The 15,964-nt window shown below is 67.3% G+C and carries 13 protein-coding genes; 11 read left to right on the top strand and 2 right to left on the bottom strand.

All coding sequences use genetic code 11. The annotated features are described in order from the left end of the window. The first annotated feature begins 17 nt into the window (after positions 1-17). On the top strand, positions 18-1,373 hold the full coding sequence (gene hmgA, locus jaqu_RS14485) for a homogentisate 1,2-dioxygenase (protein WP_043919714.1): 1,356 nt from the start codon (positions 18-20) through the stop codon (positions 1,371-1,373). 9 nt (positions 1,374-1,382) lie between these two features. Here hmgA and jaqu_RS14480 read toward each other — a convergent pair whose 3' ends face one another. After that, positions 1,383-2,780: an FAD-binding oxidoreductase gene (locus jaqu_RS14480; protein WP_043919713.1), complete on the bottom strand. Its 1,398-nt coding sequence runs from the start codon at positions 2,778-2,780 to the stop codon at positions 1,383-1,385. Between the two features lie 164 nt (positions 2,781-2,944). Between jaqu_RS14480 and jaqu_RS14475 the strand changes: the two genes are divergently transcribed. The 6 genes from jaqu_RS14475 to folD all read left to right on the top strand — a co-directional run bounded on the left by jaqu_RS14475 (position 2,945) and on the right by folD (position 11,456). Further along, positions 2,945-4,690: an NAD(P)H-dependent oxidoreductase subunit E gene (locus jaqu_RS14475; protein WP_043919761.1), complete on the top strand. Its 1,746-nt coding sequence runs from the start codon at positions 2,945-2,947 to the stop codon at positions 4,688-4,690. Continuing rightward, a complete protein-coding gene (locus jaqu_RS14470) occupies positions 4,687-5,322 on the top strand; it encodes a LysE family translocator (RefSeq protein ID WP_043919712.1) in 636 nt (211 codons plus the stop codon). Before jaqu_RS14475 ends, jaqu_RS14470 begins: the two co-directional genes overlap by 4 nt. Continuing rightward, complete coding sequence (gene fdhF, locus jaqu_RS14465) at positions 5,319-8,081, top strand: formate dehydrogenase subunit alpha (RefSeq protein WP_043919711.1); 2,763 nt, start codon at positions 5,319-5,321, stop codon at positions 8,079-8,081. The genes jaqu_RS14470 and fdhF overlap by 4 nt, the downstream gene beginning before the upstream one ends. Positions 8,082-8,354: 273 nt before the next feature. Then, positions 8,355-10,028 carry a formate--tetrahydrofolate ligase gene (locus tag jaqu_RS14460; RefSeq protein ID WP_043919710.1) on the top strand — a complete coding sequence of 558 codons (1,674 nt, stop codon included), beginning with the start codon at positions 8,355-8,357 and terminating at the stop codon, positions 10,026-10,028. 206 nt (positions 10,029-10,234) lie between these two features. Further along, on the top strand, positions 10,235-10,546 hold the full coding sequence (locus jaqu_RS14455) for a chorismate mutase (protein WP_043919760.1): 312 nt from the start codon (positions 10,235-10,237) through the stop codon (positions 10,544-10,546). Positions 10,547-10,559: 13 nt separating this feature from the next. Then, entirely contained in the window at positions 10,560-11,456 is an 897-nt protein-coding gene (folD, locus tag jaqu_RS14450) for a bifunctional methylenetetrahydrofolate dehydrogenase/methenyltetrahydrofolate cyclohydrolase FolD (protein ID WP_043919709.1), read from the top strand. A gap of 38 nt (positions 11,457-11,494) precedes the next feature. Here the strand turns inward: folD and dctP are convergent, their stop codons facing one another. Then, positions 11,495-12,511: a TRAP transporter substrate-binding protein DctP gene (dctP, locus tag jaqu_RS14445; protein WP_043919708.1), complete on the bottom strand. Its 1,017-nt coding sequence runs from the start codon at positions 12,509-12,511 to the stop codon at positions 11,495-11,497. Between the two features lie 264 nt (positions 12,512-12,775). Between dctP and jaqu_RS14440 the strand changes: the two genes are divergently transcribed. The 4 genes from jaqu_RS14440 (at position 12,776) to jaqu_RS14425 (ending at position 15,711) form a co-directional block, all read left to right on the top strand. Next, positions 12,776-14,080, top strand: a complete 1,305-nt coding sequence (locus jaqu_RS14440) for a flagellin (RefSeq protein ID WP_043919707.1) — start codon at positions 12,776-12,778, stop codon at positions 14,078-14,080. A 68-nt stretch (positions 14,081-14,148) separates the two neighbouring features. Beyond that, a complete protein-coding gene (flaF, locus tag jaqu_RS14435) occupies positions 14,149-14,523 on the top strand; it encodes a flagellar biosynthesis regulator FlaF (RefSeq protein WP_084629885.1) in 375 nt (124 codons plus the stop codon). Position 14,524: 1 nt separating this feature from the next. Beyond that, positions 14,525-14,932 (top strand): flagellar biosynthesis repressor FlbT, encoded by a 408-nt coding sequence (locus tag jaqu_RS14430; RefSeq protein ID WP_043919705.1) that lies wholly within the window; start codon positions 14,525-14,527, stop codon positions 14,930-14,932. Then, the gene (locus jaqu_RS14425) at positions 14,929-15,711 is read left to right on the top strand and encodes a DUF1217 domain-containing protein (protein ID WP_043919704.1); all 783 of its coding nucleotides are present in this window, start codon (positions 14,929-14,931) and stop codon (positions 15,709-15,711) included. The genes jaqu_RS14430 and jaqu_RS14425 overlap by 4 nt, the downstream gene beginning before the upstream one ends. The last annotated feature ends 253 nt before the right edge of the window (positions 15,712-15,964 follow it).

Genomic DNA, 15,964 nt, shown 5'->3' with positions numbered 1-15,964 from the left:
CAAACGGAGGTCAGCCCATGAACACGCAGACCAGACCCTCAGGCCTCGTCCGGGGCGCGGACGCCGCCCGTGACGGCTACATGCCGGGCTTCGGCAACGATTTCGAGACCGAGGCGCTGCCGGGCGCGCTGCCGCAGGGCATGAACAGCCCCCAGAAATGCGAATACGGCCTTTACGGAGAGCAGCTTTCCGGCACGCCCTTCACCGCGCCCGGTCACCAGAACGAGCGGACGTGGTGCTATCGCATCCGCCCCTCCGTCCGGCATGTCAGCCGGTTCGAGACCATCGAGCTGCCATATTGGAAGACCGCGCCGGCCGTGGATCCGGACGTGGTCAGCATGGGCCAGTTCCGCTGGGACCCGGTTCCCCATGCGGACGGCCTGACCTGGCTGACCGGCATGCGGACCATGACCACCGCGGGCGACGTGAACACGCAGGTAGGCATGGCGGCGCATGTCTATGTCGTCACCGACTCGATGCGGGACGAATACTTCTATTCCGCCGACAGCGAGTTGCTGGTCGTCCCGCAGGAAGGGCGGTTGCGCTTTGCCACCGAGTTGGGTGTCATCGACCTGGAGCCGCAAGAGGTCGCGATCCTGCCGCGTGGCCTGGTCTACCGCGTCGAGGTCTTGGAAGGGCCCGCCCGCGGCTTCGTCTGCGAGAATTACGGGCAGAAGTTCGAGTTGCCGGGGCGCGGTCCGATCGGAGCCAATTGCATGGCCAACCGGCGCGATTTCAAGACGCCCGTCGCCGCCTTCGAGGATCGCGACGCGCCCAGTAGGGTCACCGTCAAGTGGTGCGGTCGCTTCCACCGCACGTCGATCGACCATTCCCCGCTGGACGTGGTGGCGTGGCACGGCAATTACGCGCCGTGCAAATACGATCTGCGAACCTATTGCCCCGTGGGCGCGATCCTGTTCGACCATCCGGACCCGAGCATCTTCACCGTGCTGACGGCACCGTCGGGCATAGAGGGGACGGCGAATATCGACTTCGTCCTGTTCCGCGACCGCTGGATGGTGGCCGAGGACACGTTCCGTCCGCCCTGGTACCACAAGAACATCATGTCCGAGCTGATGGGCAACATCCATGGCATCTACGACGCCAAGCCCGAGGGCTTCGTGCCGGGGGGCATGTCGTTGCACAACATGATGCTGCCCCACGGCCCCGACCGCGGGGCCTTCGAAGGCGCCTCGAACGCGGACCTGAAGCCGGTCAAGCTGGAGGATACGATGTCCTTCATGTTCGAGACGCGCTTTCCCCAGCATCTCACGCGGTTCGCCGCCCAGGAGGCGCCGCTGCAAGAGGATTATGTGGAGGTCTGGGCGGATCTGCCCAAGCTCTATGACGGAACGCCGGGCAAGAAGGGCTGAGGCGGCGGGTCAGACGATCTTGCCGGGGTTCATGATGCCAAGCGGGTCAAGCGCCGCCTTGATCGCCGCCATGACATCCACCGCCTCGCCGGCTTCGCGTCGCAGGAGGGCGCGCTTGCCCTGGCCGATCCCGTGCTCACCGGTGCAGGTGCCGTCCAGCGACCAGGCCAGTTCGGCCAGCCACTCGATATAGGCGTCGGCGCCGGCGCGTTCGGCCGCGTCCTCCGGGTCGACCAGCAGCAGGACGTGGAAGTTGCCGTCGCCGACATGGCCCAGCGCCGGCGCGAGCAGGTTCATCTCGCGCGCCTTCCGCTGGGCCGCTTCGATGGCTGGCCCGAGGTTTGAGATCGGCACGCAGACATCCGTCGAAAGACCCTTGGCCCCGGGACGCAGCGCGCAGGCCGCCCAATACGCGTCGTGGCGGGCCTGCCAAAGGCGCGTGCGGTCCTCGGCGCGCTCTTCCCAGCGGAAACCGGATCCGCCCGCCTCCCGGACCAGTGCCGCGACCGTCTCGACCTGCTCGGCGACGCCCGCGGGGCTGCCGTGGAATTCGAGCAGAAGAAGCGGCGCCTCCGGCAGGTCCAGCCCGGAATGGAGGTTGCACGCCCTCACCTGCAGGGCGTCGAGCAATTCGATCCGGGCGATCGGGATGCCGGACTGGATCACGGCGATGCAGGTCTCGACGGCCGCGCCCACGTCCGGAAAGGTGCAGGCGGCGGCACGGATCGCCTCGGGAATGCCGTGCAGGCGCAGGGTCAGCTCGGTGATCAGGCCCAGCGTGCCTTCGGCCCCCACCATCAGCCGCGTGAGGTCGTAGCCCGCCGACGATTTGCGCGCCCGCGTCCCCGTCCGCACCAGCCGTCCGTCCGGCAGCACGACCTGAAGCGCCAGCACCGCATCGCGCATCGTGCCGTAGCGGACCGCGTTCGTGCCCGAGGCCCGGGTCGAGGCCATGCCGCCCAGCGACGCGTCCGCGCCAGGGTCGATCGGAAAGAACAGGCCGGTGGCGCGGAGTTCCTCGTTGAGGCGGGTGCGGGTGACGCCCGGCTGCACGCGGCAATCCCCGTCCTGCGCGTTGATTTCCAGCACCTGGTCCATCCCGGACAGATCGGCACAGATGCCGCCGGCCGGCGCGTTGATGTGGCCTTCCAGCGAGGTGCCGGTGCCAAACGGAATGACCGGGACGCGGTGATCGGCGCAGATGCGGATTAGATCGGCAGCTTCGTCCGCCGTTTGCAGGTAGGCGACGGCATCGGCGGCCTGCGCCGGGAGCCAGGTCGCCGAGTTGGCGTGTTGCGTCCGGATCGCCTCGCCGGTCTGAAGGCGCGGGCCCAGCCTTTGCGCAAGGATATCGATGGCCGTGGCGATGCCGGTTTCGTTGCGGGGCAGGGAGGCGAGGGCGACCATGAGCCCCGGTCTAGCCGCGTTCGGACAACCGGGAAAGGCACCGGATCGGGGACCGGGCGTTCCGATGGGAAACGGCGTGGCGTCGCGTTCGGGACCACTTTGGTCGAAAGCCCCTTATGGCGGGGGCCGTCGACCGCCTATACCCCGGGGCCGAGGGGGACGCGATGGCGTTGGATGACGGAAAAGTCGGCAAGAGAGGCCGGGGTAGGCGCAAGGGCCGTGCCACGCCCAAGGGCCGCCAGTACGACGACGGCGCGCTCGCCGAGATCCGCGCGCTTCTGGGCGACCGGCCGCGCCGGCGGGACCTCCTGATCGAGCATCTGCACCTGATCCAGGATGCGCACGGACACCTCTCGGCCCGACACCTGCGTGCCCTTTCCGAGGAGATGGGGCTGAGCATGGCCGAAATCTGGGAGGTCGCAACCTTCTACGACCATTTCGATCCGATGCGCGAAGACGACCCGGTGCCGCCCGCCGTGACGATCCGGGTCTGCGACAGCCTTTCCTGCGAACTCGCAGGCGCGCAGGCACTGATAACAGCCCTGGAAGAGGGCGCCGATCCCGCCGGGATGCGCGTGCTGCGCGCACCCTGCATGGGGCGCTGCGACACCGCGCCGGTGGCTGAGGTCGGACATTTCCACGTGGACCACGCGAGTGCGGACGCGGTTCTGGATGCGGCCGCCTCTGGCCGGACGGCGCCGGTGATCCCCGATTACGAGGGCCTCGACGCCTACCGCGCCTTAGGCGGCTATGACGCGCTTCTGGATCTGCGCGCGGGCGGAGATTGGGAAGCGGTGCAGGCGAAGGTCGCCGAAAGCGGACTCCGCGGCCTTGGCGGTGCGGGGTTCCCGAGCGGGAAGAAGTGGGGCTTCGTCCGGTCCAATCCCGGCCCCCGCCTCATGGCGGTCAACGGCGACGAGGGGGAGCCGGGGACATTCAAGGACCGCTTCTATCTGGAGCGGGTGCCGCATCTCGCGCTCGAAGGGATGCTGATCGCCGCCTGGGCCGTCCAGGCGGAGCGGGTCTATTTCTACATGCGCGACGAATACCCCGCCGTGCTGGAGATCCTGCGCAGAGAGATCGCCGCATTGGAAAGGGCAGGCCTGATCGAGCCCGGCTATGTCGAGCTGCGGCGCGGGGCCGGCGCCTATATCTGTGGCGAAGAAAGCGCGATGATCGAGTCGATCGAGGGCAAGCGCGGGCTGCCCCGCCACCGCCCGCCCTATGTCGCGCAGGTCGGTCTGTTCGGACGCCCGACGCTCGTCCACAATGTCGAGACCCTGCACTGGGTCGCGCGGATCGTGCGCGAGGGGCCGGACGTGCTGTCGGCTCACGAAAGGAACGGCCGAACGGGGCTGCGCAGCTACTCCGTGTCGGGCCGCGTCCGAAGTCCGGGCGTCCATCTGCTCCCCTCGGGGTCGACCATCACCGACATCATCGAGGCGGCAGGTGGTATGGCCGAGGGGCATGTCTTCAAGGCCTACCAGCCCGGCGGTCCGTCCTCGGGTCTCTTGCCGGCGACCCTGGACGACGTTCCGCTGGACTTCGAAACCTTTCAGGAACATGGCAGCTTCATCGGCTCGGGCGCCGTCGTCGTCCTGTCCGACAAGGACAGCGCACGAGCGGCCGCGCTGAACATGCTGCGCTTCTTCGAAAGCGAGAGTTGCGGGCAATGCACGCCCTGCCGGGTCGGCTGCGAGAAGGCCGTCAAGCTGATGCAGGCGCCGCGCTGGGACACCGACCTGCTGGAGGATGTCTGTCAGGCGATGGCCGACGCGTCGATCTGCGGACTGGGACAGGCGGCACCGAATGCAATCCGGCTGACGATCCGGCATTTCACCGACGAGACCGCGTCGGCGCCACCCGCGGACAACGCCGCCACCGATCAGAGCCTGGAGGGCAAGTCATGATCGAGGCCTTCTTCCTGACCTGGCTGGGCGTGTTGGCCGCGCAGGCCTCGCCCGGCCCGAACCTCGTCGCGGTCGCCTCCGTCGCGCTGGCCGAAGGACGACGGTCCGCGCTGTATGTCGTGACAGGGGTCGCGTCCGGCATGCTGGTCTGGTCGCTCGCCACGGCGATGGGACTGGGCGCCCTGCTGACGGCCTTTCCCCTGTCGATGCTGCTGATGAAGCTGATCGGCGGCGGGTATCTGCTGTTCCTCGGCCTCAAGGCGGCGCGGGCCACGTGGCGCGGGCAGGCGGCGACGATCCGGCCCGACCATGCGCGCCTGTCGGACATCGCCGCATGGCGGCGCGGGCTGCTGGTCGTGCTGACCAACCCCAAGGCCGCGCTCATGTGGGCGGCCGTCGCGACATTCCTGTTCGGTCTGGGCCTTTCGCCCGTGCAGGTGCTGGCCTTCGGCCCGATCGGCGCGCTGTCGGGTCTGGCGGTCTACGGCACGTATGCGCTGCTATTCTCAACGGGGCTTGCCGTGCAGGGCTACGCCCGGTTCGCCCGATGGGTCGAAGGCGCCTTCGCCGCCATCTTCGGGGCCATGGGCACAAGCCTGATCTGGTCAGGCCTGCGGGAGGCGCGCGGATGAAGGACGTCCTCGATACGGTCACCTTCACGCTGGACGGCGCAGAGGTCTCGGTCCCTGCCGGGACGACCATCTGGGACGCTGCGAACGGGCGCGGCCTGACGATCCCCCATCTCTGCCACAAGCCCGCGCCGGGCTATCGCCCCGACGGCAATTGCCGGGCCTGCATGGTCGAAGTGGAGGGGGAGCGTGTCCTCGCTGCCTCCTGCATCCGCGAGGCCGTTGACGGCATGGTCGTGCATACGAATTCAGACCGGGCGGTGCGCGCGCGAAAGACGGTCATCGAGATGCTCATGGCCGACCAGCCCGAGCGTGAGGCGGCGCATGACCGGTCCTCTCACCTCTGGGCCACGGCCGAGGCGGCGGGCATCAGCGAAAGCCGCTTGCCCGCCATGGACGCCGAGGCGATCCCCCCGCTGGACCGGAGTCACCCGGCGATGGCGGTGAACCTGGACGCCTGCATCCAGTGCGGTCTCTGCGTGCGCGCCTGCCGAGAAGTGCAGGTCAACGACGTGATCGGGATGGCCGGCCGCGGGCACGATAGCTGGCCCATCTTCGACTTCGACGATCCGATGGGCGACAGCACCTGCGTCGCCTGCGGCGAATGCGTCCAGGCCTGTCCAACCGGCGCGCTCATGGAGGCGGCGCTTCTGGACGAGGCGCAGACCGGCGACGGGTCCGCCTTTGACGGCGAGACGAAGTCGATCTGCCCCTTCTGCGGGGTCGGCTGCCAGGTCAGCGTGAAGGTGAGGGACGGCCGCGTCGTCGCCGTGGACGGCATCGACGGCCCTGCGAATGAGGGGCGCCTCTGCGTCAAGGGCCGGTTCGGCTTCGACTACGTCCACCATCCGCACCGTCTGACCCGTCCCCTGATCCGCCGGGACGGCGCGCCAAAGGGCATGAACGTGGACCCGGCCGATCCCCTGACCCATTTCCGCGAGGTCAGCTGGGACGAGGCGCTAGAGGCTGCCGCGGCTGGCCTCCGCGGACGCGGGCGCGAGGTGGCGGGCTTCGGCAGCGCCAAGTGCACGAACGAGGAAGCGTATCTCTTCCAGAGGTTCATCCGCGAAGGCTTCGGCCACAACAACGTGGATCACTGCACGCGGCTTTGCCACGCCTCGTCGGTGGCGGCCCTGCTCGAGAATGTCGGCAGCGGCGCCGTGACCGCGACGTTCAACGAGATCGAGAATGCCGACGTCGCCATCGTCATCGGTGCCAACCCGGTCGAGAACCACCCCGTCGCCGCCACCTATTTCAAGCGGTTCGCCAAGCGCGGCGGCAGGTTGATCGTGATGGATCCGCGAGGTCAGGCCCTGAAGCGGCACGCGACGCACATGCTTCAGTTCCGGCCCGGCGCGGATGTGGCCCTGCTGAATGCGATCATGCATGTCATCGTCGATGAAGGGCTGGCCGATCGGCAGTATATCGAGGCGTTCACCGAGAACTGGGCCGAGCAAGAGGCGCATCTGGCCGGCTTCGCCCCCGAAACGGTCGAGGATCTGACCGGAATCGACGCCGAGACCATCCGGACCGTGGCGCGCGACTTCGCCGGGGGGACGGCGGGGATGATCTTCTGGGGCATGGGCGTCAGCCAGCATGTCCACGGAACCGACAATTCGCGCTGCCTGATCTCGCTGGCGCTGATGTGTGGCCATGTCGGTCGGCCGGGGACGGGGCTGCACCCGTTGCGGGGTCAGAACAATGTCCAGGGGGCCAGCGATGCGGGGCTCATCCCCATGTTCCTGCCCGACTATGCCAGCGTCACCGACGGAGCCGTTCGGGACCGGTATGCCGCCCTCTGGGGGTCGGAACTCGCAGCCGAGAGAGGGCTGACCGTCACCGAGATTATGGATGCGATCCACACCGAGGACATCCGTGCGATGTATGTCCTGGGCGAGAATCCCGCCATGTCGGACCCGGATCTGACCCATGCGCGGGCGGCGCTGTCCAAGTTGGACCACCTCGTGGTGCAGGACATCTTCCTGACCGAGACGGCGATGTATGCCGACGTGATCCTGCCGGCCGCCGCCTTCTACGAAAAGCGGGGGACGGTCACCAACACGAACCGGCAAGTGCAGATGGGGCGTCCCGCCATCGCGCCGCCCGGCGAGGCCCGGGAGGATTGGCGCATCACCCGCGACCTCGCGCGGGCCTGCGGGCTGGATTGGGACCATGACGGCCCCGCCGACGTCTTCGCCGAGATGGCGCAGGTCATGCCGAGTCTCGCCAACATCACATGGGAAAGGCTGGAGCGGGAGGGTGCGGTCACCTATCCCTCGTTCGCCCCGGACGATCCGGGCCAGCCGATCGTCTTCGGCGACGGGTTTCCGCGGGCCGAGGGCCGGGCGCGCTTCACCCCGGCGAGTGTCGTGCCGCCGGACGAACAGCCCGACGCGGAATACCCCATGATCCTGACCACCGGGCGCCAACTGGAACATTGGCACACGGGCTCCATGACCCGCCGCGCCCGCGTCCTGGACGCAGTGGAGCCGGAGGCGAACTGTTCGCTCCATCCGGCCACGCTCCGCAAGTTCAGGATCGCGCCCGGCGGCGATGTGCGGCTGACCACGAGGCGGGGCTCGGTCACGTTGATGGCGCGGGAAGACCGCGCGGTCGCCCCGGACATGGTGTTCCTGCCCTTCGCCTATGTCGAGGCCGCGGCGAACCTGCTGACCAATCCGGCCCTGGATTCCTTCGGGAAGATACCGGAATTCAAGTTCGCCGCTGTCCGGGTCGAGAACCCCGCGCAGGCCGCGGAGTAGGGCGCCGCTTTCTCCCTCATCCTGCCGGAAATATCCCGGGGAGCGCGAGGGGCCGGCCCCTCGCTCCGGTCGTCTGAGCCGGGTGCGTCCGCAAGCCGAAGTGCCGGGCACGCACGAATGTGCCGTGCAGGGATCGCGGTTTCCGATCCGCTCCGCCGTGCCACCGGGAGGGGCCGGTGACGCCGCCAAAACGACCGAAAACGTCGTGTTCCGCTATCCCCGTCGCGCGTCCGGGACGCTAGGGCTGCGACAGGACGCGCAGGAAAGATCGCCATGCCCAAGACAGATATCGAGATCGCCCGCGAGGCGGCGAAGAAGCCGATCCAGCAGATCGGCGACCGCCTCGGGATCCCCGCCGAGCATCTCCTGCCCTACGGCCATGACAAGGCCAAGATCGGCCAAGGCTTCATCGACGGCCTGAGGGATCGCGAGGACGGCAAGCTGATCCTGGTGACCGCGATCAATCCGACCCCCGCCGGAGAGGGGAAGACGACCACGACCGTGGGTCTGGGCGACGGGCTGAATGCGATCGGCAAGGACGCGATGGTCTGCATCCGTGAGGCATCTCTGGGGCCGAACTTCGGGATGAAGGGCGGGGCGGCCGGGGGGGGCTATGCGCAGATCGTGCCGATGGAGGACATGAACCTCCACTTCACCGGCGACTTTCATGCGATCACCTCGGCCCACTCGCTGCTGAGCGCGATGATCGACAACCACATCTACTGGGGCAACGAGCAGGAGATCGACATCCGCCGCATCCAGTGGCGGCGGGTCGTGGACATGAACGACCGGGCCCTGCGACAGGTCGTGTGCAGCCTGGGCGGGGTGGCCAACGGCTTCCCGCGTGAGGGGGGGTTCGACATCACCGTGGCGTCGGAGGTCATGGCATGCCTCTGCCTGGCCGACGATCTCTCTGATCTGGAGCGGCGGCTGGGGGACATGATCGTCGCCTACCGGCGCGACCGCTCCCCGGTCTTCTGTCGTGACATGAAGGCGGACGGGGCCATGACCGTTCTCCTGAAGGACGCGATGCAGCCGAACCTGGTCCAGACGCTCGAGAACAATCCGGCCTTCGTCCATGGCGGGCCGTTCGCCAACATCGCCCATGGCTGCAACTCGGTCATCGCGACGAAGACCGCACTGAAGCTGGCCGATTATGTCGTGACCGAGGCCGGGTTCGGCGCCGATCTCGGGGCGGAGAAGTTCTTCGACATCAAGTGCCGCAAAGCAGGCCTGACGCCATCCTGCGTGGTTCTTGTCGCAACCGTGCGGGCGATGAAGATGAACGGTGGCGTGGCCAAGGGTGATCTGGGCGCCACGGATGTGGAGGCCGTCCGGAAGGGCTGCGCCAATCTGGGGCGGCATATCGAGAACGTGAAATCCTTCGGCGTGCCGGTCGTCGTGGCAATCAATCACTTCTCTGGCGACGCCGAGGAAGAGGTCGCGGCGATCAGTGCGTATGTGGCCGAACAGGGCTCCGAGGCGATCGTTTCCCGGCACTGGGCCGGGGGGGGCAAGGGGGCCGAGGCGCTGGCGACCCGTGTGGCGGAAATCGCCGATGCCGGCGTGTCGAACTTCGCCCCGCTCTATGGGGATGACATGCCTCTCTTCGAGAAGATCGAGACCATCGCCAAGCGGATCTACCGCGCCGACGAGGTGCTCGCGGACAAGAAGATCCGCGACCAGCTCCGGCTGTGGGAGGATCAGGGCTACGGCGATCTGCCGGTCTGCATGGCCAAGACCCAGTATTCGTTCAGCACCGACCCGAACCTGCGGGGCGCGCCGATCGGTCACTCCGTCCCCGTGCGGGAGGTGCGGCTGAGTGCCGGAGCGGGGTTCATCGTGGTGGTCTGCGGGGAGATCATGACCATGCCGGGCCTGCCGCGCGTGCCGTCGGCCGAGGCGATCCGGCTCAACGATGCGGGGCAGATCGAGGGGCTCTTCTGAGGCGGAAACGGCGTGCACCCCCTGTGCACCCCCTGTACACCCCCCGTGCAGACAAACGACGCACGGGCGCGTTGCGCGCCGCCGCGGGCGGTCCGCTCGGATGCGGGGCGCGGAGGGCATCGAGCCCCCCGCGACCCGGGCCTCCGGCGGGAGTATTTGTGCCGAGAAGAAGCGGGGGGATGCCTCCGATCCGGAGGGGAGACGACATGACGACCGAAAGACCCGAATGGGAAACCCTGGCGGAGTGCCGCGCGGCGATCGACGCCATCGACGATGATCTGCTGTCGCTGCTGGCACGGCGGCAGGCCGTGGTGGAAAAGGTCAAGGTCATCAAGGCGAGGGACGGTCTGGCCGCCGCCCAGCCCTCGCGGGTCGCAGAGGTCCTCGACCGGGTCCGGGCGGGGGCGGATCGGCGGGGGGTGCATCCCGATCTCGCCGCGGACATATGGCGGGTGATGGTGGACCACTTCATCGCCGAGGAGGAGGCCGTCCTCGGCAAGGGCGGCCGCAACATCTGAGGGGGCGCGGGACATGGGCGCGGAGATCATCGACGGGAAGGCCTTTGCGGCAGGGATACGGGACCGCGTGGCCGAGGAGGTCGCACGCCTGAAGGCGGCGGGCGTGGCGCCCGGCCTTGCCGTCATCCTCGTGGGTGACGACCCGGCGAGCGAGGTCTATGTCGGCCACAAGCGCAAGGCGACCGTCGCGGCCGGAATGGCTTCGTTCGAGCATCGGCTGCCCGCGGACGTCTCCGAGGCGGACCTCTTCGCCCTGATCGACCGGCTGAACGCCGACCCGGAGGTGCATGGCATCCTGTGTCAGTTCCCGGTGCCCGCCCATCTGGACGAGCGGCGGACCGTGGCCCGGATCGACCCGGCCAAGGACGTCGACGGGTTGAGCGTCGCGAATGCCGGTCTGCTGGCCACGGGCGGCGATGCGCTGGTCAGCTGCACGCCGCTGGGTTGCCTGATGCTGCTGCGGGACAGGCTGGGGAACCTGGCTGGAATGGAGGCTGTGGTCGTCGGACGCTCGAACCTCTTCGGCAAGCCGATGGCGCAATTGTTGCTGCGCGAGAACTGCACCGTCACGATCGCGCATTCCCGCACGAAGGATCTGCCTGACGTCTGCCGGCGGGCGGACATCCTTGTCGCCGCCGTGGGCCGGGCGCGCATGGTGCGTGGCGATTGGGTCAAGCCGGGGGCGACGGTGATCGATGTCGGCATCACCCGCGAGGCTCATCCCGACAAGCCCGGCAAGACCCGGCTTGTGGGTGACGTGGCCTTCGACGAAGCGGAGGAGGTGGCGGCCGCGATCACGCCGGTGCCCGGTGGCGTCGGGCCGATGACGATCGCCTGCCTACTGGCCAACACAGTCACGGCGGCCTGCCGGATCCACGATCTGCCGGAGCCCGACGGCCTGACCGCCTGACGGCCCGCCCCGGCCCATGGCCGGGACGGGCGCTGGTCTCATTCGGACAGGCCGATCCGCGCGATGAAGTCGCGATGGCTCTGGACCATCTCGGCGGCTTCGGGGGTCTTGGAGGCCCAATCCTCCCAGGCGGCCTGTGCGGCGGCGCGGAAGGCGGCGCGATCCTCGGCCGACCAATCGTGGATGGTGACGCCCTTTTCCGGCAGGTCGCGCAGCGCCTCGCCGTTCTCGACCAGGGTCAGCATCATGAGATCCATCGCCATCGCCTTGTGCGCCGTCTCGATGATGGCACGATGGGCTTCGGGCATGGCCTCCCAGACCTCGGTACGGCAGGCGAGCTGGTCCGACGACATGGAATGGAAGCCCGGGAAGGTCGTGTGCTTGGCGATGTCGTAGATGCCGAGGCCCACATTCACCGCCAGCGAGGAGGCGTCGGCCCCGTCGATGATGCCCGTCTCGAGCGCGGTGAAGATCTCGGTGAAATCCATCACGATGGGCGAGGCACCGAGCGACGCGAAGATCTCGGTCTGCATTCCGGGGGGAGAGCGGAACTTGAAGTTCTCGAGATCTGCGATCCCGGTGAGCGGAGAGGTCGAATTGAGCGATTCCTGCCCGCCCACATGGGCGCCGATGAAGGTCATCCCTTCGGGGGCGTAGAGTTCGTTGATCCGCTCGCGGCCGCCGCCGAGATTGACCCAGGCCTGGTATTGCAGCGGCGTATCGTAGCCCCCCATCGTGTCGGCGACGAACTGGTAGGCAGCGTTCTTGCCGGTCTGGTAGCTGCCATTGGTCATGTCGCAATCGAGGATGCCGCTGGCCGCGGCGTCGAACGTCTCGGCCGAGGCGACGACGGCGGAGGAGTAGAACATCTCGATGGCGATGTCGCCGCCGGACATGCGGTCGACGGTCTCGACGAAGTCGGCGATCACCCGTCCCGTCGTCGAGTCCGGCGACTGATGGTTCTGGATCCGCAGCGTGGTGGTCTGGGCCTGGGCCAGACCGGCCGCAAGGATGGTCGCGGCGGTGACGCCGGTGAATTTCGTAAAGGCTTTCATGTCTTTCCTCCCTTTGCGCGGCCACACGGCCTGACGCTGCGGCAACGGTAAAGGGTGGGGCTCAGGTTGCAATGGGGACGCCGATCCGCACGGCAATAGACACAAATCGAAGGTATTCGGCGGGGCGGGATTCATACCCGGTTAAGGTTCGCGGTCCATTCAGACCGGGCCCAGAAGGGCGACCCACCGGGCGCTTGGCGCCCAACGGCAGAACGCTGTTTCCACTTGCTCGCAAAGCGGGCGCAGAACGGGAAAAGAACCACCATGTCCAGCATTCTGACCAACAACGGCGCGATGGTCGCGCTTCAGACGCTTCAGAACATCAACAAGAGCCTCGGCCAGACCCAGTCCGAGATCTCGACCGGCAAGTCCGTCGGCAGCGCCAAGGACAATGCCGCCGTCTGGGCCATCTCCAAGCAGATGGAATCCGACGTCCAGGGCTTCAAAGCCATCAAGGAAAGCCTCGCGCTCGGCGAGAGCACCGTGGCCGTGGCCCGCAACGCCTCGGAGACGGTCACCGACCTGCTGACGCAGATCAAGGGCAAGATCGTCGCCTCTCAGGAGGACAATGTCGATCGCTCGAAGATCCAGGCCGATATCGTCGCGCTTCGTGACCAGATCGGTGCGGTTGTCGGGGCTGCCCAGTTCAACGGTCTCAACCTGCTGTCGAACAAGGAGACCGATGCGGGCAGCGGCTCCGTCGACATCCTGGCTTCGCTCGACCGGTCGGCTTCCGGTGTGTCCTCCAGTTCGATCTCGGTCGGCAAGCAGGATCTCGGTGTCGAAGCGTCGTCGATCAACGGAACGCCGACAGCTCTCGCCACCGCCGCGAACAATGTCACGGGCGAAGGCGATGCCGCGGCATTCGCGATCGCGGGCAACGCGACGACGCGGAACGATGCCGTTTTCGAGATCGGCACGACTGCCGCTGACGGCGTCGAGGCCGGGCAGGGCTACGCAATCACCATCTCGGCCGGTGCCGGCGCATTTGGCGGTACGGCGCTCAACACGACGGACCTCAACGACATCAAGTACGTCGCCCGCGACGGCGACACCCGGGCTGATGTGGCTCAGGGCCTCGCCGACTCCTTCAATGAGTACATCAAGGAGAAGGGTTTCGAGGATACCGGCGTGCAGGCGACCGTTACGGATGCTGGTGAAGTGACCGTTGTCGGTGCGCTTGTCGCAGCGGACGGCTTCAGCATCGCCGTCAACTCCTATGGCTCCGACGATACGACCATCGGCGGCGGTCTGGAGAAGCTGAGCGGCATCGACGTCTCGAGCGAGGCAGGATCCGAGGCTGCGCTCGACCAGATCGAAGGTCTGATCCAGACCGCGATCGACTCGTCGGCCGCCTTCGGTTCCTCGCAAGGTCGGATCGAGACCCAGTCGGACTTCATCTCGAAGCTGTCGGACTCGTTGAAGTCGGGCATCGGGTCGCTGGTCGACGCCAACATGGAAGAGGCCTCGGCGCGTCTGCAGGCCCTGCAGGTGCAGCAGCAGCTGGCGACCCAGTCGTTGTCGATCGCCAACCAGGCGCCACAGTCGATCCTGGCCCTGTTCCGCTAAGGCCGAACTGACGCCGGACGGCGCGGGTGATCCCGCGCCGTCCGATCCCGAACTCCAGCAGACGGTCCATGATGTACCATTCCCGACCCGCCGCCGGCGCTTATGCCGCCATCGACGATGCGATCCTTTCCCCCAAGCGCGCGGAGGCACGGGTCATGACGGATCTGACGCGGCGCATGATCGCCGCATTCTCCGACGATGCGGTTCCTTTCAGCCGCCGGGCCGAAGTCATGCACGACAACCGCCGCCTTTGGAGCGCTATCGCCGCAGTCACGCTTCAGAACGACAACGAGATGCCGGATAGCCTGCGCGCCTCGCTGGCCGGGCTTGCCGGCTTCGTCGAGCGGCAGACCGCGGAACTTCTCGCCGGGCGTGGCGATATCCGGATCCTCATCGAGATCAACCGTCGCATCATTGGCGGGCTTTCGACCGAGGTATCCTGAATTGAGCGGGCTCCTTCTCAAGTTGCGCGCGGGGGAACGGGTTCTGGTCGCCGGGGCCCTTCTCGAAAGCGTCGGTCGACCATCACGGCTTCGCGTGATGACACCGGACACTCCGATCTTGCGTCTTCGGGATGCGATCGACCCTACCGAGGCGACCACGCCGGTCTCGCGCCTCGCGCATCTCGTCCAGATGGTCGTGGCCGGCATCCTGCCCGAGAGCGACGCGCGCGAAGAATGCCACACCGCGATCTCGGCTCTTGCATCCGCGTTCGTGGATCCCGGCGACAGGATCCTGGTGGAGCGGATCTCGGCGGATCTCTTCGCCGGGCGCTACTATCCGGCTCTGCGCCGCCTCGTCGATCTTCGCCAGCGGGAAGCGGCGATCCTGGCGCTGGCGAAGGCGTCATGACCTACCAGCCTGTCCTCCCGACCGGCGGTCTGCTCGGTTGGCGGTTCCTCGAGCGGACCTATGGCGATCAGAGGGCCGCCTATGAGGCGTCCGGTGCCGTCGAACGGGCGACGGACTATTTCCGCGAGAAGATCGGACAGATCACGACGGCAGAGGAACTTGTGGCTGACCGCCGCCTTCTTGAGACCGCGCTGGCGGCATTCGGGCTGTCCGAGGATGTGAATTCGAAGTTCTTCATTCGAAAAGTGCTCGCGGACGGGACATCCGATCAGGATGCGCTTGCCAACCGCCTGGCGGATCGCCGCTACCGGGAGTTCAGCCGCGCGTTCGGCTTCGGCGAACCCGGCGGCCCCAACACGACGGTTCCCGGCTTTGCGGACAGGATCACCGCCCGCTTCGCCGAGCGAAGCTTCGAGACGGCCGTCGGTGAGACGAGCAACTCCCTCCGCCTCGCTCTCAATGCCCGTCGCGAACTGCAGGCCATCGCGGAGGGAAGCGGATCCGAGACCGCCAAATGGTTCACGGTCCTCGGTACCCCACCGGTGCGCGAGGTGATCGAGGGCGCACTCGGGCTGCCGAAAGGGATCGGCGCGCTGGATCTGGACCGTCAGCTCGACGAGTTCCAGCGCCGGGCCGAAGCGACTTTCGGAACCTCGACGATCTCCGGGCTCGCGGAAGAAGAGACGCTTTCGCGCGCGATCGACCTCTATCTCGTCCGGGCCGGAAACGATCAGGGCGGACCGACGTCACCTGCGCTTGTCTTGCTGCGCGGGTTCTGAGCCGCGGGACGACGCAGGCATCTTTCCCTGCCGATGCCCGCCCGGCGGATGTCATGACGGACCATCGGGCAGATCAAGAATGGCCCTTCGGGTAGCCCGATTGAGCTAAAGGAAGCCTGTCTCGATTGATTTGCCCCGTGCGCTTTGGACTTGCCGGTCGGACATATGCCTTGCGTTCGGCAGAGCATCGCGAGACCGTCTCCCTTCTCCCTTCTCCCTTCTCCCTTCTCCCTTCTCCCTTCTCCCTTCTCCC

Source organism: Jannaschia aquimarina, assembly GCF_000877395.1.
In the GTDB taxonomy this organism is placed as follows: domain Bacteria; phylum Pseudomonadota; class Alphaproteobacteria; order Rhodobacterales; family Rhodobacteraceae; genus Jannaschia; species Jannaschia aquimarina.
The sequence above is the reverse complement of the archived record's forward strand: the minus strand, read 5'-3'. Positions and strand labels throughout refer to the sequence as shown.

Excerpts from the sequence above, each read along its gene's own strand:
- jaqu_RS14480 (WP_043919713.1), bottom strand. The coding sequence starts at position 2,780 with ATGGTCGCCCTCGCCTCCCTGCCCCGCAACGAAACCGGCATCGCCACG.
- jaqu_RS14475 (WP_043919761.1), top strand. The coding sequence starts at position 2,945 with ATGGCGTTGGATGACGGAAAAGTCGGCAAGAGAGGCCGGGGTAGGCGC.
- dctP (WP_043919708.1), bottom strand. The coding sequence starts at position 12,511 with ATGAAAGCCTTTACGAAATTCACCGGCGTCACCGCCGCGACCATCCTT.
- jaqu_RS14470 (WP_043919712.1), top strand. The coding sequence starts at position 4,687 with ATGATCGAGGCCTTCTTCCTGACCTGGCTGGGCGTGTTGGCCGCGCAG.
- fdhF (WP_043919711.1), top strand. The coding sequence starts at position 5,319 with ATGAAGGACGTCCTCGATACGGTCACCTTCACGCTGGACGGCGCAGAG.
- folD (WP_043919709.1), top strand. The coding sequence starts at position 10,560 with ATGGGCGCGGAGATCATCGACGGGAAGGCCTTTGCGGCAGGGATACGG.
- flaF (WP_084629885.1), top strand. The coding sequence starts at position 14,149 with ATGATGTACCATTCCCGACCCGCCGCCGGCGCTTATGCCGCCATCGAC.
- jaqu_RS14440 (WP_043919707.1), top strand. The coding sequence starts at position 12,776 with ATGTCCAGCATTCTGACCAACAACGGCGCGATGGTCGCGCTTCAGACG.
- jaqu_RS14460 (WP_043919710.1), top strand. The coding sequence starts at position 8,355 with ATGCCCAAGACAGATATCGAGATCGCCCGCGAGGCGGCGAAGAAGCCG.
- hmgA (WP_043919714.1), top strand. The coding sequence starts at position 18 with ATGAACACGCAGACCAGACCCTCAGGCCTCGTCCGGGGCGCGGACGCC.
- jaqu_RS14425 (WP_043919704.1), top strand. The coding sequence starts at position 14,929 with ATGACCTACCAGCCTGTCCTCCCGACCGGCGGTCTGCTCGGTTGGCGG.
- jaqu_RS14455 (WP_043919760.1), top strand. The coding sequence starts at position 10,235 with ATGACGACCGAAAGACCCGAATGGGAAACCCTGGCGGAGTGCCGCGCG.